Source organism: Serratia sp. MYb239 (assembly GCF_002966855.1).
Classification (GTDB): Bacteria; Pseudomonadota; Gammaproteobacteria; order Enterobacterales; family Enterobacteriaceae; genus Serratia_B; species Serratia_B rhizosphaerae.
On the sequence record NZ_CP023268.1, the window covers coordinates 4688538 to 4709005 of the forward strand.

The 20468-nt window shown below is 54.0% G+C and carries 18 protein-coding genes and 1 pseudogene; 5 read left to right on the top strand and 14 right to left on the bottom strand.

Annotated elements, in window-relative coordinates; genetic code table 11:
* Positions 1–63: 63 nt before the first annotated feature.
* The gene (locus tag CLM71_RS22495; protein WP_015962228.1) at positions 64–822 is read left to right on the top strand and encodes a DeoR/GlpR family transcriptional regulator; all 759 of its coding nucleotides are present in this window, start codon (positions 64–66) and stop codon (positions 820–822) included.
* 267 nt (positions 823–1089) lie between these two features.
* Positions 1090–2598, top strand: a complete 1509-nt coding sequence (glpD, locus tag CLM71_RS22500; protein ID WP_105232955.1) for a glycerol-3-phosphate dehydrogenase — start codon at positions 1090–1092, stop codon at positions 2596–2598.
* Between the two features lie 72 nt (positions 2599–2670).
* Here the strand turns inward: glpD and CLM71_RS22505 are convergent, their stop codons facing one another.
* From CLM71_RS22505 to CLM71_RS22550, 10 genes and pseudogenes are all read right to left on the bottom strand, one after another.
* The gene (locus CLM71_RS22505) at positions 2671–3108 is read right to left on the bottom strand and encodes a DUF943 family protein (protein ID WP_232251594.1); all 438 of its coding nucleotides are present in this window, start codon (positions 3106–3108) and stop codon (positions 2671–2673) included.
* Positions 3109–3177: 69 nt separating this feature from the next.
* Positions 3178–3609 carry a DUF943 family protein gene (locus tag CLM71_RS22510; protein ID WP_105233547.1) on the bottom strand — a complete coding sequence of 144 codons (432 nt, stop codon included), beginning with the start codon at positions 3607–3609 and terminating at the stop codon, positions 3178–3180.
* Positions 3610–3694: 85 nt separating this feature from the next.
* Positions 3695–4122, bottom strand: a pseudogene (locus tag CLM71_RS22515) (DUF943 family protein).
* Between the two features lie 73 nt (positions 4123–4195).
* Complete coding sequence (locus tag CLM71_RS22520; protein ID WP_199776420.1) at positions 4196–4660, bottom strand: DUF943 family protein; 465 nt, start codon at positions 4658–4660, stop codon at positions 4196–4198.
* Positions 4644–5492, bottom strand: coding sequence for a YPO3983 family protein (locus tag CLM71_RS22525; protein WP_105232958.1), 849 nt, complete (start codon positions 5490–5492; stop codon positions 4644–4646). The genes CLM71_RS22520 and CLM71_RS22525 overlap by 17 nt, the downstream gene beginning before the upstream one ends.
* A 219-nt stretch (positions 5493–5711) precedes the next feature.
* Positions 5712–6818 carry an aspartate-semialdehyde dehydrogenase gene (gene asd / locus CLM71_RS22530; RefSeq protein WP_105232959.1) on the bottom strand — a complete coding sequence of 369 codons (1107 nt, stop codon included), beginning with the start codon at positions 6816–6818 and terminating at the stop codon, positions 5712–5714.
* 215 nt (positions 6819–7033) lie between these two features.
* Positions 7034–8371, bottom strand: coding sequence for a gluconate transporter (gene gntU, locus CLM71_RS22535; protein WP_105232960.1), 1338 nt, complete (start codon positions 8369–8371; stop codon positions 7034–7036).
* A gap of 7 nt (positions 8372–8378) precedes the next feature.
* Positions 8379–8909 (bottom strand): gluconokinase, encoded by a 531-nt coding sequence (gene gntK / locus CLM71_RS22540; protein ID WP_105232961.1) that lies wholly within the window; start codon positions 8907–8909, stop codon positions 8379–8381.
* A gap of 245 nt (positions 8910–9154) precedes the next feature.
* Entirely contained in the window at positions 9155–10150 is a 996-nt protein-coding gene (gene gntR, locus CLM71_RS22545; protein ID WP_105232962.1) for a gluconate operon transcriptional repressor GntR, read from the bottom strand.
* A 120-nt stretch (positions 10151–10270) separates the two neighbouring features.
* The gene (locus CLM71_RS22550; RefSeq protein WP_105232963.1) at positions 10271–10966 is read right to left on the bottom strand and encodes a pirin family protein; all 696 of its coding nucleotides are present in this window, start codon (positions 10964–10966) and stop codon (positions 10271–10273) included.
* 383 nt (positions 10967–11349) lie between these two features.
* Here CLM71_RS22550 and CLM71_RS22555 point away from each other — a divergent pair, with 383 nt between their 5' ends.
* Positions 11350–11847 (top strand): GNAT family N-acetyltransferase, encoded by a 498-nt coding sequence (locus CLM71_RS22555; RefSeq protein ID WP_105232964.1) that lies wholly within the window; start codon positions 11350–11352, stop codon positions 11845–11847.
* Positions 11848–11905: 58 nt separating this feature from the next.
* Here the strand turns inward: CLM71_RS22555 and iolE are convergent, their stop codons facing one another.
* The 4 genes from iolE to iolD form a co-directional block, all read right to left on the bottom strand.
* Positions 11906–12802 carry a myo-inosose-2 dehydratase gene (gene iolE / locus CLM71_RS22560; protein WP_105232965.1) on the bottom strand — a complete coding sequence of 299 codons (897 nt, stop codon included), beginning with the start codon at positions 12800–12802 and terminating at the stop codon, positions 11906–11908.
* A gap of 106 nt (positions 12803–12908) precedes the next feature.
* Positions 12909–13793, bottom strand: a complete 885-nt coding sequence (locus CLM71_RS22565; RefSeq protein ID WP_105232966.1) for a sugar phosphate isomerase/epimerase family protein — start codon at positions 13791–13793, stop codon at positions 12909–12911.
* A gap of 131 nt (positions 13794–13924) precedes the next feature.
* On the bottom strand, positions 13925–14938 hold the full coding sequence (locus CLM71_RS22570) for a Gfo/Idh/MocA family protein (RefSeq protein WP_105232967.1): 1014 nt from the start codon (positions 14936–14938) through the stop codon (positions 13925–13927).
* A gap of 44 nt (positions 14939–14982) precedes the next feature.
* A complete protein-coding gene (gene iolD, locus CLM71_RS22575; protein WP_105232968.1) occupies positions 14983–16917 on the bottom strand; it encodes a 3D-(3,5/4)-trihydroxycyclohexane-1,2-dione acylhydrolase (decyclizing) in 1935 nt (644 codons plus the stop codon).
* A gap of 568 nt (positions 16918–17485) precedes the next feature.
* On the opposite strand from iolD, the gene iolC reads away from it, so the two are divergent.
* Both iolC and CLM71_RS22585 read left to right on the top strand, forming a co-directional pair.
* Positions 17486–19426: a 5-dehydro-2-deoxygluconokinase gene (gene iolC / locus CLM71_RS22580; protein WP_105232969.1), complete on the top strand. Its 1941-nt coding sequence runs from the start codon at positions 17486–17488 to the stop codon at positions 19424–19426.
* Between the two features lie 200 nt (positions 19427–19626).
* The gene (locus tag CLM71_RS22585) at positions 19627–20463 is read left to right on the top strand and encodes a MurR/RpiR family transcriptional regulator (protein WP_105232970.1); all 837 of its coding nucleotides are present in this window, start codon (positions 19627–19629) and stop codon (positions 20461–20463) included.
* The last annotated feature ends 5 nt before the right edge of the window (positions 20464–20468 follow it).

The following is a 20468-nucleotide window of genomic DNA, read 5'->3' on the forward strand; positions in this document are numbered from 1 at the left end:
ATTACGGGTAAAAAATTCGGCAAACTTCACCCGACGGGTATATCGGCGTATTAGGGGATTACCGTGAAACAAACACAGCGTCACGACGCAATTATCGAGCTGGTCCGTCTGCAAGGTTACGTCAGCACTGAAGAACTGGTGGAGCATTTTGACGTCAGTCCGCAGACGATTCGCCGCGATCTGAACGACCTGGCCGATCAAAATAAAATTCAGCGCCACCACGGCGGCGCCGCACTGCCGTCCAGCTCCGTGAACACCGCCTACCATGACCGTAAGGTGATGTGGTCAGAGGAAAAAGACCGCATCGCCCAGCGCGTCGCCAGCCAGATCCCGGACGGCGCCACTCTGTTTATCGATATCGGCACCACGCCGGAAGCCGTGGCGCACGCGCTGATGAACCATAAGAACCTGCGCGTCGTCACCAACAACCTGAACGTCGCCACCCTGCTCACCGCCAAAGAGGATTTTCGCCTGATCCTGGCCGGCGGCGAAGTGCGTACCCGCGACGGCGGCATTATGGGTGAAGCGACGCTGGACTTTATCTCACAGTTCCGCCTCGATTACGGCATCCTCGGCATCAGCGGCATTGATATGGACGGCTCACTGCTCGAATTCGACTACCATGAAGTGCGCACCAAGCGCGCCATTATTGAAAACTCGCGCTGCGTCATGCTGGTTACCGACCACTCCAAGTTCGGCCGCAACGCGATGGTCAACCTGGGCAATATGAATCTGATCGACTATCTGTTTACCGACCAGCTGCCGCCGCCCGGCGTCATGAAAATCATCGAGCAGTACGACGTACAGCTGGAACTGTGCTGAGTCTCCTCACTCAGCTCTGATTCCCCCTTCCGCCCGGAAGGGGGCTGAACAACGCCCTCCCGTTATCCTCCCGTCGCCCGTTTGCCGGCGCCTTATTCTGTGGGAAAAGCCACTCACTTTGTGTGTCTATAGTCGCTAAACTGTTATCTTTATCACGCGTGAATGTTTTTGTTTGGTTAACTCTTGGCTTGTTTGTTGGTTTTTGATTACAATGATGAGCGAAAACGAACATAAAAGAGCTATTTCGAACATCTGGAGGAAGATGACGTGGAAACCAAAGACTTGATCGTTATCGGTGGCGGCATCAACGGTGCCGGCATCGCGGCGGATGCTGCCGGGCGCGGCCTGTCCGTACTGCTACTGGAAGCGCAAGACTTGGCCTGTGCTACGTCTTCCGCCAGTTCCAAACTGATCCACGGCGGCCTGCGCTACCTGGAACACTATGAATTCCGTCTGGTGAGCGAAGCGCTGGCTGAACGTGAGGTGCTGCTGAAACTGGCGCCGCATATCGCCTTCCCAATGCGCTTCCGCCTGCCGCACCAGCCACACCTGCGTCCGGCCTGGATGATCCGTACCGGCCTGTTCCTGTACGATCACCTGGGTAAACGCACCAGCCTGCCGGGCAGCAAGAGTTTGCGTTTTGGCCCAGAATCCGTACTGAAGCCGGAACTGAAGCGCGGTTTCGAATATTCCGACTGCTGGGTCGACGATGCGCGTCTGGTGGTATTGAACGCGCAGGAAGTGGTGGAACGCGGCGGCGAAGTGCGCACCCGCACCAAAGTGACCCGCGCATGGCGTGAGAACGGCATGTGGATGGTGGAAGCGACCGATATCGACAGCGGTAAAACCTTCACCTGGCGCGCCAAAGGCCTGGTTAACGCTACCGGCCCGTGGGTGAAAAACTTCTTCGATGACGGCCTCAAGCTGAAATCACCCTATGGCATCCGCCTGATCAAAGGCAGCCATATCGTGGTGCCGAAGGCGCATAACCAGCCGCAGTCCTACATTCTGCAGAACGAAGACAACCGTATCGTCTTTGTGATCCCGTGGATGGATGAGTTCTCGATTATCGGCACCACCGATGTGGAATATCACGGCGATCCGAAAGACGTGAAGATTGACGATAACGAAATCAACTACCTGCTGAAAGTGTATAACGACCACTTTAAGAAACAGTACGGCCGTGACGATATCGTCTGGACCTACTCCGGCGTACGTCCGCTGTGCGACGATGAGTCCGATTCACCGCAGGCCATCACCCGTGATTACACGTTGGACGTGCATGACGATAACGGCCAGGCGCCGCTGCTGTCGGTCTTCGGCGGTAAGCTGACCACCTATCGCAAGCTGGCAGAACACGCGATGGAAAAACTGGCGCACTATTATCCGGAAGCCGGCCCGGCCTGGACCAAGAACGGCACCCTGCCGGGTGGCGACATCGGCGGCGACCGCGACAGCTACGCAGCCAAACTGCGCCGTGAACACGGCTGGTTGCCGGAAGCGCTGGCGCGCCGCTATGCCCGTACCTACGGCAGCCACAGCGAACTGATTCTGTCCGGCGCCAACAGCCTGGCGGATCTGGGCGAAGACTTCGGCCACGGCCTGTACGAAGCGGAGCTGCGCTACCTGGTGGAGAAAGAGTGGGTGGTGGAGCTGAAAGACGCCATCTGGCGCCGCACCAAACTCGGCATGTGGCTGGACGAAGCGCAACAGGCGCGCGTCAGCGAGTGGCTGGCGGAACGCGCAAAAGCCAAAGCGCTGTCGCTGGCTTCCTAAGCCGGTAAAGGCCGGGGGCAAGATTGGCTGTGATACGCGGCCAATAGCCGTCTCGCTGATATCAACGGTGAATTAATCCGACTCGCGTTTGAGTTTGGTTATTTCACCGTTTTTGTTTAGGCGATAGCGGGCATCGCTAAAGGCAAACATAATATCGCCATTCCTATCATTTCTTACTGTGAATAATTTGTTTTTATCTATACATTTTTCTTTCTCTCTGACGTCGTCAAAGCACATTCTGTCATATTTATCAGATTCTTTATAACCACTACCAAAGTCCCAAAAGATAATCGTAAAAAAACCATAGGATGCAGGTTGTGGAATATCATAATTCTTTTTAATTTTTTCTTTGTTTTTCAGCCACCAATTTATTTTTCCTTTATCTGTAAAAGGAAAATTATTCACTAAAACATCACTGTAATTACCTCTCTGATGAACGGCAACAATTTCTACCGGACGCAGACACCACCCAAAAGCGAATATTGGCAGCACCACGAACAGTAACATCATTAGTAGAATCAATCGACTCACCGGCATAATTACTCTCTTATCATTCCTCTAACACCCTTTCATTAATTTTCAATCTCGCCTAAGCTTAATGAGTTCACCATTTTTTTTCATAAGGTACCTTCCACCATCTGCGACAAATAACATATCCTTATCCCTATCGTTTTCAGCAATGAAAAAAACATTCTTCTCAATACAGTTTTCTTTCTCTTTCATATCATCAAAACACATTCGGTCATACTTCCCCGCCTCTTTATAACCATCACCAAAATCCCAGAATATAACAGTAAAGAATCCATCTGAATCTGGTTTAGGGATGCCATATTTTTCTTTTAGGTTATTTTTATTATCTAACCACCACTTTATTTTCCCTTTATCTGTAAAAGGAAAGTTTTTCACCAACACATCGCTATAGTTCTCCCTCTGGTGAATAGCAATAATCTCTACCGGTTGCAGCGAGCACCAAAGGAAAAAGCCAAAAAGTGCCATGGCGGCATATATCATAACGCGTATAAAATGACTACCCCGCCCGCAATAAACCTTATCGCGAATATAAAGCCAATCAATAAAAATATTTTTCATTACTTTATCAATCAATTCCGATTTTTATAATGTCACCATTACTCTTCATGTGATACTCATCACCATTAGTTATAAATGATATATCACCATTTCTTTCATTTGACACAATAAATCCCTTGTTTTTTCTATACATTTTTTCTTGGTTGGCATATCATCAAAGCAACGCCGATCATACTTTCCAGCTTCTTCATAGCCATCACCAAAATCCCAAAAGGTAATAGAAAAGAAACCATCTGATGCAGGGTTAGGTATCTTATACTCATTCTTTAATCTATCTTTATTTTTTATCCACCAGTCTATTTTACCTTTATCCGTAATGGGGAAATGGTTAACCAGAACAGCACTAAACTCATTTTTATGATGAACAGCAATAATTTCTACCGAACGTAGGCTCCACCAAAAAGCTAACATTGACAGTAAAGCAATCAATAACATCAGTGGTAGAGATAATCTATTCACCCTCATAATTATTTCCCTATCTCTTCTCAGATGAGCCGTTCATTAATTTTCATTCACGCCTAATCTTAACGATTTCACCATCTTTTCCCATACGGTAGGTTCCATTATCTCCAACAAAGAACATATCATCATCTTTGTCATTAGAAATGATGAACAACACATTTTTATCAATACAATTTCTCTTTTCTTTCATATCTTCAAAACACATCCGGTCATACTTCCCCGCATATTTATAGCCCTCGCCAAATTTCCAGATAACAATAGTAAAAAGTCCATAGGAAGCAGGTTTAGGGATATCATATTTTTCTTTTAATTTGTCTTTATTATCCAACCACCAATTAACCTTTCCTTTATCCGTAAAGGGGAAATTATTCACCAGCACATCGCTGAAGTTGTTCCTTTGATGAACGGCAACGATCTCCACCGGTTGTAGAGAACGCCAGAAAAAATAGCCTAGTAGTACTAAGCCTGCTAATGCCAAAATACATATGATCTTTTTACTTTTTCTCATTATGTCTCCCGGATATCTCTACTGTAGCTTCCATATTAGTCATAAACGGCTTAAAACCAAGCTGATTGTAGCGCTGAAGTACAAACCAGATACGGAAGAAACGAAACTGGTTAAACCTAACCTTTCTGATATCGTCATCATCCAATCCAAAGTGGTCCTGCACCCGATAGTGCACCAACGCACGATAGCTTGCGTTATCAACCTGCAGTGATTTTACCGTGATATGCGTAGCCCAGGTATCATGTACGGTAATCCCCATACCGTTAAAATTATCCTGAAACCGGTCAAACTTAGGCAGTTTTCCAAGCATGATGACTTCCCTAAGCTCATCTTTAAGTTTTTCCGGATAATATTTATTCACCCAATCTATGTTTTTATTAAAAAACAGCTCTAATAGTAAACGCGTACTATTTTTCTCATCTTTATCCCCCAAAATCTGCTCCTTTAACGCGGCATTCAGATGTGGGCTGCTAAACGGCGTGCCGTTGCCGTACTGCATATGGCTGATCATCTGTTCAATCAGGTGTTTATAGGGGCCATAAAGCGCAAAGAGGCGGGATAACTGGCGGAATTCATCAAAGAGAATTCTGGCGCACTCCTGCCGGGTGAGCGTAGTCCCCTGCCCGCGTATGCCATAAAAGCGCGAATGCGGCTGGTTAAACGGCGTGAGCTGCGTCAGGGTATAGGGATTAACCCGCGTGGAGACATCGCCTAAATGAAAGTGTGTTTTTAATTGCGCTGCGGATAAATCTCCGCAGCGCATATCATATGCACCATAATCATCCATTATATTTTTGGTTTTAAATATAGTGCAGGGGAATTGTAATGCCGACATAGTGATACATTCCTTGTGCGATCGTCCATTATGATCTTTCCGCCGGCATAATAATCCCGTAGCGAATAAAATGTAAACACTGGCGTAGTATTATTTCCTATAAAAAATAACGACTTATTTATTTGAATAACATGAGTGATTAATATAAACAGCTAAAATAAAAAAGCCCGCTAATTAGCGGGCTTAAATAATTACGCCATGAAATAGGGCGCTAACGTATTACAGCAGAATCCGCAGCATACGGCGCAGCGGCTCTGCGGCGCCCCACAGCAGCTGATCGCCGACGGTAAACGCGGACAGGTATTCCGGCCCCATGTTCAGCTTGCGCAAACGCCCGACCGGCGTATTCAGCGTGCCGGTCACCGCCGCCGGCGTCAGCTCGCGCATGGTCAGCTCGCGGTCGTTCGGGATCACCCGCACCCAGTCGTTGTGCGTCGCCAGCATCTGTTCGATCTCCGGCAGCGACACGTCTTTTTTCAGCTTCAGGGTAAACGCCTGGCTGTGGCAACGCAGCGCGCCAACGCGCACGCACAGGCCGTCGACCGGAATCAGGCTGGAGCTGGCCAGAATCTTGTTGGTTTCCGCCTGGCCTTTCCACTCTTCACGGCTCTGGCCGTTATCAAGCTGCTTGTCAATCCACGGAATCAGGCTGCCGGCCAGCGGTACGCCAAAGTTATCGGTCGGCAGTTTGCCGGAGCGGGTCGCCTCGGTCACCTTGCGTTCAATATCCAGAATGGCGGACGCCGGGTCCTGCAGCTCTTTCGCCACATCGGCGTGCAGCATGCCCATCTGCGTCAGCAGTTCGCGCATATGCCGCGCGCCGCCACCGGAAGCAGCCTGATAGGTAGCCACAGACGCCCACTCCACCAGATCGTTGGCGAACAGGCCGCCCAGCGACATCAGCATCAGGCTGACGGTGCAGTTACCGCCGACAAAGGTTTTGATGCCTTTATCCAGACCCTGCTGAATGACCGCGCGGTTAACCGGATCCAGAATGATGATCGCCTCATCGTCCATCCGCAGGGAGGACGCGGCATCAATCCAGTAGCCCTGCCAGCCGCTGGCACGCAGCTTCGGGTAAACCTCATTGGTATAATCGCCGCCCTGACAGGTGATAATGATATCCAGCGCGCTCAGCGCGTCAATATCGTAGGCGTCCTGCAGCGTCCCCTGCTGCTGACCGCCGATAGCCGGCGCAGGCGCACCGTGCTGTGAGGTGGAGAAGAATACCGGACGAATGGCGTCGAAATCGCGCTCTTCCGTCATGCGTTGCATGAGCACCGAGCCGACCATACCGCGCCAACCGACTAAACCAACGTTTTTCATAAAACTGTCCTGCCTTGGAGGATACGACTTATTGAGTCATTGATGAGCAATTATCCTCACACCTTACAAAATGTCAGCGCGGGCGAAAAGTGAATTTATTCGATGCCAGCGCAATTGTTAGCAATCCTGCTTATAAAGGCGGATCACGCGGCGCTTGCTGCTGCCGGACGCGATAAAAAAAGGCGCCCGTAGGCGCCTTAATAAGCTCAGAATGATTACAGCAGCGTAAAGGCGATCATCCCCACCACCGCACCGGTGGTGCCGAGGATGGTTTCCATTATCGACCAGGTTTTCAGCGTCTGCGCTTCGGTGGCGCCGGTAAATTTACCGAACAGCCAGAAGCCGGAGTCGTTGACGTGGCTCAGTACGATGGAACCGCCGGCAATACATACCGACAGCGCCGCCATCTGCGCGCCGGAGTAGCCCAGCTCGCCAATCACCGGCATCACCAGGCCGACAGCGGTCAGACAGGCCACGGTCGCCGAACCCTGAATCACCCGCACCGCCGCCGACAGCACAAAACAGGCGACAGCAATCGGCAGGCCGGCGCCGATCAGCGCGTTACCCAACGCCGGGCCAACGCCGGAATCGACCAGCACCTGCTTGAAGACGCCGCCTGCGCCGGTTACCAGCAAGATAATCCCCGCCGGCTGGATCGCCGCCGAACAGACTTCCATCACCTTGTCTTTACTCATCCCACGGCGGATAGCCAGACCATAAATCGCCACCAGGCAGGCAATCAGAATCGCGGTGAACGGATGGCCGATAAACTGCAGCCACTGATACAGCGAGCTGCCTTCCTCGGTAAAGCGCGCGCCGATGGTTTTCAGCCCCACCAGCACTAACGGGAACAGCACCAGCGCCAGGCTAAAGCCGAACGAAGGCAGCTTGCTCTTATCGATGCTTGGCTCTTCGATATCTTTCGGCAGTTCCAGCGTGACGTGCTTGCTGATAAACGAACCGAACAGCGGGCCGGCCAGCAGCATGCCCGGAATCGCCGCCGCCAGGCCGATCAGGATCATCCAGCCAAAATCTGCATTCATCTGCGACGCCAGCAGCATCGGGGTCGGCCCCGGCAGCAGGAAGGCCGCCGCCGCGGCTACGCCGGCAAACAGCGGGATCACCTGCTTCACCAGATTACCGCCGGTGCGACGCGCCACGGCGAAGGCCACGCCAATCAGCAGCACGATCGCCACATCGAAGAACAGCGGCAAGGCGCAAACCAGGCCGGCAATCCCCAGCGCGTAGTGCGCGCGCTTTTCGCCAAAGCCTTTCAACATTTTGACGGCGATCTGATCCAGCGCGCCCGTTTCATGCAGAATTTTGCCGAACATCGCGCCCAGCGCCACCACGATCGCCAGGAAGCCCAGCGTGCCGCCCATGCCTTTTTGCATGGTATCGGTGATCTTCTCCAGCGACATACCGGAGAACAGGCCGGCGCCCATCGACACCAGCATCAGGGCGATAAACGCGTGCATCCGCGCTTTCATCACCAGGAACAACAGCAGCAGTACCGAACCTACGGCGGTCAATACCAGCGTTAATGTATCCATTATCGTTTTACCCTTGGTTCGTTACGGATTGAATATAGGAGACGACGTCGGCCACCACGTTATCCAGCGGCTGGTCGATGTCAATCGCCTGCACGTCGGACTCATCCGCCTGCGGCACTTCCAACGCTTCAAATTGGGAAACCAGCATCTGAGGCTTGAAGAAATGCCCTTTACGCTGCTTCAGACGCGCTTCAATCACGTCTTTTTCACCTTCCAGATAGATAAAGTGCAGGTTGTTGTTGCCTGCGCGCAGGCGATCGCGATAGCGCTTTTTCAGCGCGGAACACACCAGCAGCGCAACGTCATTGGTACGCTGCATGGCAAAAATCGCGTCGTTCAGTGCCGCCAGCCACGGCGCCCGATCGTCATCGTTCAGCGCATCACCGCCGGCCATTTTATTGATGTTGCTGCGGGGGTGCAGATAATCGCCATCCAGCATGGCGGCATTGAGTTCATGCGCTACGGCGCTTGCTACGGCAGATTTCCCGCTGCCGGAGACGCCCATCAGGATGAAAACGTGGTGTTGTGAATTATTCATAATTTTTGTGCTCTCAAGGGTCCCAGGTGCCAAATGTTACTGGTAACAGGTTATCGGTAACATTGTCTTTGTCGCGCTGGAATTAAGCAACAAACCGGCGAAATGACATCCCGTAACTGTGAAGGCGGTCAAACTAACTGCGGTCAAATCTCAACCAGCAAGCAATTATAGTCAGCGTTTGAACCCAAAGGAGGAAAAAGGAGAGGATCGGTACGGCATCAAAAAACGGCACGACGCAATACCGCTTAAATACTACCGCCAGGAATAATAGTGAAACCAACGTCAACCATCGACGGGCTGACGGTTTCGCCACGCAGGCGCGCCAGTAACCGCTCCGCGCCGATCTGCCCCATGGTTTCACGCGGCGTCAGCACGCTGGCCAGTTTTGGCATCATCACCTGGCCAATATCATGGCCGTGGAAACCGGCAATTGCCATATCTTGCGGAATGGATAGCCCCTGACGCTGGCACTCAAAGGCAGCGCCGATCGCCAGGTCATCGTTGGTGCAAAATACGCTGTCGATTTGCGGGTAGTCACGCTGCGCCTGGCGCAGCATTTCACCACCGCCGGAGTAAGACGACGCACGGTTGGTCATAATGCTGCATGGCTGTAACCCGGCCTCGCGCATCGCCTGCTCATAGCCTTGCTGCTTAATCAGCGTACGCTCATCAAGACGCGCACCAAGGTACACCACATGACGATAACCCTGGGCGATAATCCGCTGCGTCATCTGGCGGGCAGCCTGATGGTTATCAAACCCTACTGCCATATCAATACAGGGCGATACGCAGTCCATCAGTTCCACCACCGGAATGCCGGCAACCTCAATCATTTTACGGGTACGGGCGGTGTGGGTGCGTTCGGACAGGATCAGGCCGTCAATATTGTACGAGAGCAACGAGGTCAGGCGCTCTTCTTCACGTTCCGGCAGATAACCATAGTGCGCCAGCATGGTTTGATAATTGTGCGCGTCGGTCACGCTTTCAATACCGCGCAACACTTCGGCAAACACCTGGTTGGTCAGCGATGGCAACAGTACGCCGATAGCGCGGCTGGTAGAGTTGGAAAGGATATCCGGCGCGCGGTTAGGAATGTAGCCCAGTTCATCCAGCGCGACCGCGATTTTCTGCCGCAGGGCGGCGGAAACCTGATCAGGATTGCGCAAATAGCGGCTCACCGTCATCTTGGTGACGCCAACCCTATCTGCAACATCTTGAAGTACCGGCCGCTTTTTCTTCATTATCAATGAGCTGACAAACCGTGAATGGGCGGTTATTTTAGCAAAAAAAACGGCAGGCTGATATCAAACGGGCGTAAAAAGGGCCCAATCGTCAGATTGAGCCCGATAACGCTAAGCAAATTAAACCGGTGGCAAATCAAACAGCAGAATTTCACTGTCTTCATCGGCGTGGAGTGACAGCGCCGTTTCATCCCAGATAGCGAGCGCATCGCTGGCGCCTGCCCGGTTGTCATTAATGGTAATGGAACCGCGCACCACCTGTACCCAGACGCGACGACCGGCTTCGACCGTATACTCCGCCTGTTCGCCTTTATTCAGCGCCCAGCGCGACAGCGTCATATCCTGGAATACCTTCAGCGAACCTTCGCGGGCATCCGGCGACAACACCAGCTGACGCCCCTGCGGTGCATCAAACATACGCTGCTCATAACGCGGCGGCAGGCCGTTGGTATCCGGAATAATCCAGATCTGGTACAGATGCAGCAGCTTGTCGCTGTTAGCATTGTACTCGGAGTGGCGTACCCCGGTGCCGGCGCTCATAATCTGAAATTCCCCAGCCTGGATCTGCTCTTTATTACCCATGCTGTCCTGATGCTCTACGGTACCGTCCAGCACGTAGGTCAGAATTTCCATATCTTTATGCGGATGGGTACCGAACCCTTGCCCGCCGTCAATCCGGTCTTCATTGATGACCCGCAGCGCGGAGAACCCCATAAAGTTCGGATCGTAATAATTGGCAAAGGAGAAGGTATGCCAGCTGTCCAGCCAGCCATGGTTAGCGTGGCCGCGGTCTTTCGCTTTACGTAAATAAATCATGTTCAACTCTCCTCAATGTTTTTTACAGTCTAGACCTGACAGCAGAATAAGAAAGCGTAAAAAACTCACCCCTCTGTTCAAAAATTTCGATGAAATAAACAGAGGAGCCGCAGAAGATTTGTTGAGCGCAAAGGTAGATGATTGAGGGCAAAAAAAAAGCCAGCACCCGAGCTGGCTAAATAAACACTGGAAGCAATGTGAGCAATGTCGTGCCTTCAAGTCAGAGCGGTGAGGCCACCGTCTGCCGAGAACGCATGGCAATAATAATCATTATCATTCGCATCTGTAAAGCGTTTTTTTGACCAATCTTAAATATTGTTGACTAAAGAAGCAGACCCGATAACTTACAGAGTAATATTGCTAATAATCATAGGGATAAGAGAATGGGTGAAATCATCGTCCGCCACGTTGAAACCTCCGATGCACCAGCGCTGCAACGGCTGTATGCCCACCCAGAAGTCTACCGCGATACGCTGCAACTTCCGCTGCCCTCACTCACGCACTGGCAACAGCGCCTGGCTGATGCCAAGCCAGGGTTGCACAATCTGGTCGCCTGCATAGACGAACAAGTTGTTGGTCAGATTGTGATCAAACTTAATCAGTCGTTACGTCGGCGTCACGTCGCTACCTTTGGTATCGGCGTCGATCCTGCACAACAGGGAAAAGGCATCGGCGGAGCGCTGATGAGCGCCATGATGGAACTTTGCGATAACTGGGCGGCAATTCAGCGTATTGAATTGACGGTGTTCACCGACAATCAGGGCGCCATTGCGTTATACAAGAAGTTTGGTTTCGAGATAGAAGGCACCAGCCAACACTTTGCCATGCGCGACGGTAAGCTGGTCGATGCCTATCATATGGCGCGATTTCATGGCGTCTGAAAGCGCTGACGAAAAAAATTAACACTTCCCGCGGCACAGCCACGGGAAGTGATAGCCATTAAATACCGGCCGTCTCTTTGATATAGCGGCGCGCCTTAACCGCGTATTCGAAGGGGTTGGCAATGGCCGGATCCTGCTCAGCCTCTACCACCATCCATCCTTTGTAGCCATGCTCGTCCAGCAGTTTGAAGACCGGACGAAAATCAATGACGCCATCTCCCGGCACGGTAAACGTCCCCTTTTTCACCCCATCCAGGAAGCTTAAGCGGTTAGCCCGCACCTCGGCGACCACGTCATCGCGCACGTCTTTCAGATGGACATGATTAATGCGCGGCAAATATTTTTCCAAAATAGCCAGCATCGCCTGTTGGCTGCCTTCAGAGTAGTAGGCATGGCCGGTATCAAACAGCAGGTATACATCATCGTTTACCATGCTCATATAGCGGTCGATCTCCGCCGTGGTTTGAATCCCCGTCCCCATATGGTGATGGAGGCAAACCTGCATGCCTTTGCCAGCGGCGATTTTCGCCAGTTCGTTATAGCCGTCGGCGACGCGCTGCCACTCTTCATCGGTAAAGTAGGGTTTTTCTTCCAATACCGCCTTGTCGGTACCCTGAATGCTTTTGCTCTGCTCTGAGCAGCCAATCACCTTGGCGCCCATATCATGCAGAAAGTTCATATGGTTAACGAACTCATCGATGGTTTTTTCTTTCTGCCCGTCGGCAAAAAAGGTGCTGAACCAGGCGTTGCAGATCTGAATGCCGCGAATATCCAGCATGGGCTTTAAAACCTGCGGATCGCGCGGGTACTTACTGCCCACTTCGCTGCCGCTGAATCCCGCCAGCGCCATTTCGCTGACGCACTGTTGGAAGGTGTTCTCTTTGCCAAGTTCCGGCATGTCGTCATTGGTCCAGCCAATCGGGGCGATCGCCAGCTTCACATAGTCTTTATTCATTTTTTGGGCCTCAGTCATTAGATCGGCGCTTCACCCTGTTCCCATCCCGCATCACGCAACCCGCGCAGAAACGCGACAAGCCATGTCAGGGGCATCGCCGGCGGCGTTATTTACCTAACAGTTCTCTTTCGATGCGTTCCCGGGTTTCAACCGCCTGGGTCTTCATCTTTTCCGGATAACCGAACAGGGAGGTGCAAATAATCGATTCACCGCCAACCTTAAAGTTGCGGTTGGCGAATTCCATATCGCGCAGGGCCTGGAACAGCGCATCGAAGTCGATCTCTCCTTCGCCGATGCCGACGTGCTGATGCACCGCGGCGTCAACGCCGGGCGGGTTGACGATATAACGACAGTGGCGGGTATGATTCATGGTATCGGCGATCAGCACGTGGGAAAGGTCATCCCCGGCATATTTCAGCATATTCGCCACGTCGCCCTTGCCTTTGTCGTAGTAGAACGAGTGCGGCACGCTGTACAGATACTTCACATGATCGCTGCGCAGCGACTTCACCATATCGACGGTTTCATTATTCAGCTCGCAGAAGTCCCAAGGGTGGGACTGAATTTCCATGCGTATGCCTTCACGCTCAATGATAGGCAGCAGTTCTTCCATGGATTTGTACCACAGCTCTTCACAGATCTCCGGTTCATTGGGATCGCCCGCCAGCTCGGTATTGATCACCTGCACGCCCATCTCCACCGCAATCTCGATCATCCGGCGCCAATTTTTCACCGCCGCCTGACGACGATCCTCACCCGGGCCGGACCAGCGATAAACCACGATAAACGAGGAGATCTCCACCCCGGTGGCCTTCAGCGCATTTTTGTATTCCGCCATGATTTCACGGCCGGCCTTCGGATGTTTATAGAATGGGTTAATCTGCGGATGCGGCGACTGTTCGATATATTTATATCCCCAGTCGGCCACCTGCTGCACCATCTGGGTGACGCCTAAATCTTTAATGACATCCACATCAAACGCGATCTTCATCGTTGTTCCCCGTTAAGCAGCTATACCCGGGCCGCCAGACCCACGGCCTCCTTGCCGACATGTTAACCGTCCTTTTTCACGCGTTGAGCAGACGCCGACGGCCCCGGATATATAAAAAGTGAATCAGGCGATCATTTGCCGTAGAAAGAAGGACGCGGCGGCAGTGATACCGGCACGACTTCACCGCTCAGCTGCGCGGCGACACAGGCATCAGCCGTAACCGCAGCGGCATAACCATCCCAGGCCGACGGCCCTTGCAGCTGCCCGGCCTGCACGTCATTGATAAATCCTTGCAGTTCAACATCATAAGCGTCAATGAAACGTTCTTTCCAATCCATCAGGATCTCGTTGGACAGCTTGGCGTTGCTGCGCATCTGCACAGACGACGGCTCCGGCAGCTTGGCGATGCCGGTTTCCCCGACGACTTCGCACTGAATGTCATAGCCGTACTGACAGTTAACGAAGATCTCCACGTCAATGCGCGTGCCCTTCGCCGTTTCAAACAGCACGATTTGCGGATCGCGCAGGTGAGAAAGCGCCTTGCTGCTCTTGCGCGGGAACACCACCTGCACCGACACATAATCGTCATCCAGCAGCCAGCGCAGCACGTCGATTTCATGAATCAGGGTGTCGGTAATCGCCATATCCGTGGTGTAGGCCTCGCCCACCGTCGGGTTACGGTGCGCGCAGTGCAGCATCAGCGGCTCGCCGATCTGGCCGCTGGTCAGCACCTGTTTCAGCGCGCGGTAGCCCTGGTCGTACGGACGCATAAAGCCAACCTGCACCAGGCGTTTGCCGTGTTTCGCCTCCGCCTCGACGATGTTTTTACAGCCCTGCGCGGTCACCGCCAGCGGCTTTTCACAAAATACCGGCTTGCCGGCGGCAACCGCAGCCAGCACAAATTCCTCGTGGCTTGGCCCCCAGGAGGTCACCAGCACCGCCTGCACGTCCGACGCCTTAATCAGCTCGTGCCCATCGTCATAAACGCGTGCATCCAGACGCAGCTGCTCCACTATGCCTGTCGCGTTATCGCGGTTGATATCGTTGACGGCAACCACCCTGGCCCCCTGCAACACCTGGCTGCAACGACGAATATGATCGCGACCAATCGCACCGGCACCGATAACCCCAATGTTTAATGTCATTTTCGCTATCCTCTGGATTTAAAACTGGATAAAAGCCGTAATCATCAGTAATCACGGGCCTTGTCGATGTTTTCCTGCAGCTGACGGGCCACCGCAACGATCTTGTCGCTGTCCGCCACCTGGGCTCCGCCCACGCGCCACCAGCTGAGATACTTATGCACCATGGTTTTCGGCAGCACCTTGATATCCAGCAGCGTGGAAACCGTCTGCTGGCGCGCATCGGCCAGCGCTTCAATCAGTTGCTGTTCGGTGGTAATGCTGTAGGTCTTGCAGCCGTAAGCCGCCGCCAGCATGGCGAAATTCACCGGCACCAGCCCGCCGTTAAGTTCCCCGTCCTGACGGAAACGGAACTCCGTGGTGTAGCTGTCCATGCCGTGCTCCATCTGCAGGTTGTTGATGCAGCCATTGGTCATGTTGTCGAACAGCACCACGTTGATTTTGCACCCTTCCTGAATGGAGGTGACCAGTTCGGAATGCAGCATCATAAATGCGCCGTCGCCCACCATGACGTACACTTCCCGCTGCGGCTCGGCCAGTTTGACGCCCAGCGCGGCGTTCACTTCATACCCCATGCAGGAGTAGCCATACTCCACGTGGTAGCCATGCTCACCGCGATTGCGCCACACCCGCTGCAAATCCCCCGGCAGGCTGCCGGCCGCCGCCACAATCACGCTGTCCTGCGGCAACTGCTGATTCAGCACCCCCAGCACGCGGCTTTGAGTCAGCGAGGAGCCCGTCTGGGCAATAAACTCGGCAAAGACCTGCTCACGGTTGAGATGATCGTCGATTTCCGGCACGAAATCGGCGCCGGTATAAGCAACGGAGTAAACCCGCTCGGTTTCTTTCTGCTGCGCCGCCTTGGCCTGTTCAACGGCATCGCCCCAATCGGCGCGATAATCCTGCTGCGTTGCCAGTTCGCCTAACGCCTGCAAAGCTTCACGCGCGTCGGCCAGCAGTTGCACGCCGTCCAGTTTGCCGGCATCAAACGCGCTGACGTTAATGTTCAGGAATTCGACGTCCGGGTTTTGGAACAGCCATTTGGAGGAGGTGGTGAAATCGGTATAACGGGTGCCAACGCCAATCACCAGATCGGCCTGCTTCGCCAGCGTATTGGCGGCCAGGCAGCCGGTCTCGCCGATACCGCCGACGTTATAAGGATGGTCGGAAACGACCGCCCCTTTACCGGCCTGAGTTTCCGCAAAGGGAATGCGAAAACGCTCGGCAAACTGCTGCAGCGCCTTGCCCGCCTGGGAATACTTCACCCCGCCGCCGCATACCAGCAACGGCTTTTTCTTGCCGGCCAGCAGCGCCAGCGCATCGCCGAGCGCTCCGGCCGTCGCCGGCCGACGTTCCAGCCGATGCAGCCGTTTCTGAAAGAAGTACTCTGGATAGTCGTAAGCTTCGCCCTGCACATCCTGCGGCAGGCACAGCGTTACCGCACCGGTTTCCGCCGGATCGGTCAGTACGCGCATGGCGTTGATGCAGGCGCTCATCAGCTGCTCCGGACGCGTGATGCGATCCCAGTATTTGCTGACTGCGCGAAACGCGTCATTGGTGCTGATGCTCAGGTCATAGGATTGTTCGATCTGCTGCAGCACCGGGTCCGGCTGGCGCGAGGCGAAGACGTCGCCGGGCAGCAACAATAAAGGAATGCGGTTGGCGCTCGCCGTAGCGGCGGCGGTCACCATGTTGGCCGCGCCGGGGCCGACGGAAGAGGTGCAGGCGTAAATCTGCTGGCGCAGTTTCTGCTTGGCAAAGCCGGTCGCTGCATGGGCCATCCCCTGCTCATTGCGCCCCTGAAGCACGGTTAACTGCCCGCGATCCTGCTCCAGCGCCTGCCCAAGGCCCAGCACATTGCCATGGCCGAAAATCGCAAATATGCCCTTCACAAATTTGATTTCGACGCCATCCACCAGCAGATACTGGTTATCGAGGAACTTGACGAGCGCCTGCGCCATGGTCAATCTGATCTTACTCATTCTCTCCCCCTAATGATGGCCTGATGCCCGACTTAGCCCTGGTCGGCATCACCGCTGAGATTACGGAACGGTTTTCCTGCCCTGAATTCGCTGATATCTTGGGCCGGGTTCAGACAGATTGCGCACACCTTCAGCAACCTGAAACATGCAGCGATTATAAACAAATATATTTTTCATAAAATCACGCATCAGAAAAAACATTTCATTTTGCGATAAAGATCGCATTCTAATGAAAACCTTATTTCAACGCCGGCTCAAAGCGCATCTTCCCCATGCCGTCAACGCTTTCAGACTGATTAGCGCAACCTGTCGCCGCCTTCACCAAGCGCAGCCCACGGCGATGAAAAGCCAACATTAATACGGCAAAACCTACGCGCAAGCCCGCAATGCCGCCGCCTGATAGCGGCAGACGCGCGCCTCGACGTCACAGCGTGTTGCGACTTGGGTGGTAAATTTCATTTAATATTGAAATTGGAATTTTTATTCCTCATACTCAACGCAATGATTCCTGCTAACCTCCGCTTATCGGGTCGCAGTCGGCTTTTGCTTAATACAGAAGGAAAGGGCTATGGTTTCACAACAAAAACAGCTTGATGTCATCTGTCTCGGCCGCATCGCCGTCGATTTCTACGCGCAGCAAATCGGCGCACGCCTGGAAGACGCCAGCACGTTTGCCAAATACCTCGGCGGATCTTCCGGCAACGTTGCCTACGGCACGGCGATTCAGGGGCTGAAGTCCGGCATGCTGGCCCGCGTCGGCGATGAACATATGGGGCGTTTCCTACGTGAAGAGCTTCAGCGTGTGGGGGCGGACACCCGCTGCCTGATCACCGACAAGCAGCGGCTGACCGGGCTGGTGATCCTCGGCATCAAGGATCAGGAAACCTTCCCGCTGATTTTCTACCGTGATAACTGCGCCGATATGGCGTTAACGCCTGACGACATTGATGAGTCCTACATCGCCTCGTCACGTGCGCTGGCAATTACCGGCACCCATCTGTCCCACCCCAACACGCGCGCCGCCGTGCTGCAGGCGCTGGAGTACGCGCATCGCCACGGGCTGCGCAAGGCGCTGGACATTGACTACCGTCCGGTGCTGTGGGGCCTGACGTCGCTGGGCGACGGCGAAACGCGCTTTGTCGAATCGGACAAGGTCACGCGCGAACTGCAGGAGGTATTGCACCACTTTGACCTGATCGTCGGCACGGAAGAGGAATTTCATATTGCCGGCGGCAGCACCGATACGCTGACCGCGCTGGCCAACGTACGCAAAGTCAGCCAGGCGACGCTGGTATGTAAACGCGGCGCACAAGGGTGCTCGGTATTTGAAGGGGCTATCCCGAGCGATTGGCAGGCGGTAAAACTGCACTGCGGCGTGCGGGTTGAAGTGCTTAACGTGCTCGGCGCCGGCGACGCCTTTATGTCCGGCCTGCTGCGCGGCTATTTGAATGACGAGGGCTGGGATCAGGCGTGCCGCTACGCCAACGCCTGCGGTGCGCTGGTGGTATCGCGCCATGGCTGCGCCCCGGCGATGCCGACCAGGCGCGAACTGGACGATTACCTGGCACGCGAGCAGCAGGTGCCGCGCCCAGATCGCGATGCGCGCCTGAACCACCTGCACCGCGTCACCACGCGCAAGCAACAGTGGCCGGAACTGTGCGTCTTCGCCTTTGACCACCGCAAACAGCTGGCAGATATGGCGCGCGAAGCCGGCGTAGGTGAAGAACGCATTCCACAGTTGAAATCCCTGCTGCTGACCGCCGCCAAAGAGGCGGCAGACGAGGCGGGCCTGCAGGGCAACAGCGGTATTCTGGCCGACACCACTTACGGCCAGGCCGCGCTGAATGAAATCACCGGTGAGGGATGGTGGATTGGCCGTCCGATCGAGCAGCCCAGCTCACGTCCGCTGCGTCTGGAACATGGCAACATCGGCTCTCAGCTGGTCGACTGGCCGCTGGAACACGTGGTGAAATGCCTGGTGTTTTATCATCCCCACGATCCCGTCGAACTGCGCAACGAGCAGGATGCGCTGATTAATGACGTCTATCAGGGATGTTGCAAAACCGGCCATGAACTGCTGCTTGAAGTGATTTTACCCGAGGACAGCAGCGATAAAGATGAAAGTTACTACCTGGAAATCATGGCGCACTTCTATCAGTTAGGGATAAAACCCGACTGGTGGAAACTGCCGCCGCTGAGCGCAGCAAGCTGGCGCCAGGTCGGCGAGCTGATCGAAGCCGCCGATCCCGACTGCCGCGGCGTGGTCATTCTGGGCCTGGACGCGCCGGAAGACGCGCTGAAGGCCGGCTTTGCCGCCGCCGCCGATGAGCGCTGGGTGAAAGGGTTTGCGGTAGGCCGTACCATTTTCGGCCAGCCGTCACGCCTCTGGCTGCAGGGTGAGCTAGATGATTCTTCTTTAATTGCGCAGGTTAAACAGAAATATCTTACGCTGATCGGTTTCTGGCGGTTATATCGTCCACAACGCGATGGTGTAACCCACCACCCTTAAAACGATATCCTCCGGCCCCTTAAAGCATGTTTACGACTTTAGGGGGCTTTTTTTGCCCATTTTCTGTGAACTAACGCAACCTGCGTTGAAATAAATCGCTTTTTGATGAAATGAAACTTCCGCTCCGTCTGTTAGAATGACGAATAAATACTCCAGGCGCAGGCCTCTTAGCGCTTTAGCCAATATTGTGAGCCGAATGGATGAATAACCCAACTCAACTTTCGCTATTACAAGACGAAATCCGCCACCGTTACGAAACGCTCAGCAAACGTCTGAAACAGGTCGCGCGTTATATTCTGGATAACAGCAACAGCATTGCGTTCGACACCGTGGCCTCCATCGCCGCACAGGCCAGCGTTCCGCCGTCAACCCTGATCCGCTTTGCCAACGCCTTTGGCTTCAGCGGCTTCAATGAAATGAAACAGGTTTTTCGTCAGCACCTGATGGAAGAGACGGTTAACTATACCGAGCGCGCCCGCCTGTTCCGCCAGACCTCTACAGACGACAACGCCGCGCCGGAAAACCCGGCTGAAATTCTCAACGTGTTCACCATGGTGAATGCGCAGGCGTTGCAGCAACTGCCGGCGCAAATCGACGGCGCGCAGCTGGAGAAGGCGGTAGAACTGCTGAAAAATGCAGAGAATATTTACGTGATTGGCCTGCGCCGCTCGTTCAGCGTCGCCTCCTACCTGACCTATGCCCTGCGCCACCTGGAGCGCCGCGCCTTCCTGATTGACGGCCTGGGCGGCATGTTTACCGAGCAGCTCGGCATGGTGAAGCCAAAAGACGTGGTGATCGCCATCAGCTATTCGCCCTACGCCAGAGAAGCGCTGGAATTGGTGGAGCTGGGCGCCAAACAGGGCGCGCAGCAAATCGCCATTACCGACAGCCAGGTAAGCCCGCTGGCGGCCTTTAGCGACGTGTGTTTTGTGGTCCGGGAAGCGCAGGTGGATGGTTTCCGTTCGCAGGTCGCGTCAATGTGTCTGGCGCAGACGCTGGCCGTTTCGCTGGCGCTGAATAACGCTAAAGACGCATAAATGCG

Excerpts from the sequence above, each read along its gene's own strand:
- CLM71_RS22550 (WP_105232963.1), bottom strand. The coding sequence starts at position 10,966 with ATGATTTATTTACGTAAAGCGAAAGACCGCGGCCACGCTAACCATGGC.
- iolC (WP_105232969.1), top strand. The coding sequence starts at position 17,486 with ATGGTTTCACAACAAAAACAGCTTGATGTCATCTGTCTCGGCCGCATC.
- iolE (WP_105232965.1), bottom strand. The coding sequence starts at position 12,802 with ATGAATAAAGACTATGTGAAGCTGGCGATCGCCCCGATTGGCTGGACC.
- CLM71_RS22565 (WP_105232966.1), bottom strand. The coding sequence starts at position 13,793 with ATGAAGATCGCGTTTGATGTGGATGTCATTAAAGATTTAGGCGTCACC.
- gntK (WP_105232961.1), bottom strand. The coding sequence starts at position 8,909 with ATGAATAATTCACAACACCACGTTTTCATCCTGATGGGCGTCTCCGGC.
- CLM71_RS22555 (WP_105232964.1), top strand. The coding sequence starts at position 11,350 with ATGGGTGAAATCATCGTCCGCCACGTTGAAACCTCCGATGCACCAGCG.
- gntU (WP_105232960.1), bottom strand. The coding sequence starts at position 8,371 with ATGGATACATTAACGCTGGTATTGACCGCCGTAGGTTCGGTACTGCTG.
- CLM71_RS22510 (WP_105233547.1), bottom strand. The coding sequence starts at position 3,609 with ATGATATATGCCGCCATGGCACTTTTTGGCTTTTTCCTTTGGTGCTCG.
- CLM71_RS22585 (WP_105232970.1), top strand. The coding sequence starts at position 19,627 with ATGAATAACCCAACTCAACTTTCGCTATTACAAGACGAAATCCGCCAC.
- iolD (WP_105232968.1), bottom strand. The coding sequence starts at position 16,917 with ATGAGTAAGATCAGATTGACCATGGCGCAGGCGCTCGTCAAGTTCCTC.
- CLM71_RS22570 (WP_105232967.1), bottom strand. The coding sequence starts at position 14,938 with ATGACATTAAACATTGGGGTTATCGGTGCCGGTGCGATTGGTCGCGAT.
- CLM71_RS22505 (WP_232251594.1), bottom strand. The coding sequence starts at position 3,108 with ATGATGTTACTGTTCGTGGTGCTGCCAATATTCGCTTTTGGGTGGTGT.
- CLM71_RS22525 (WP_105232958.1), bottom strand. The coding sequence starts at position 5,492 with ATGTCGGCATTACAATTCCCCTGCACTATATTTAAAACCAAAAATATA.
- gntR (WP_105232962.1), bottom strand. The coding sequence starts at position 10,150 with ATGAAGAAAAAGCGGCCGGTACTTCAAGATGTTGCAGATAGGGTTGGC.
- asd (WP_105232959.1), bottom strand. The coding sequence starts at position 6,818 with ATGAAAAACGTTGGTTTAGTCGGTTGGCGCGGTATGGTCGGCTCGGTG.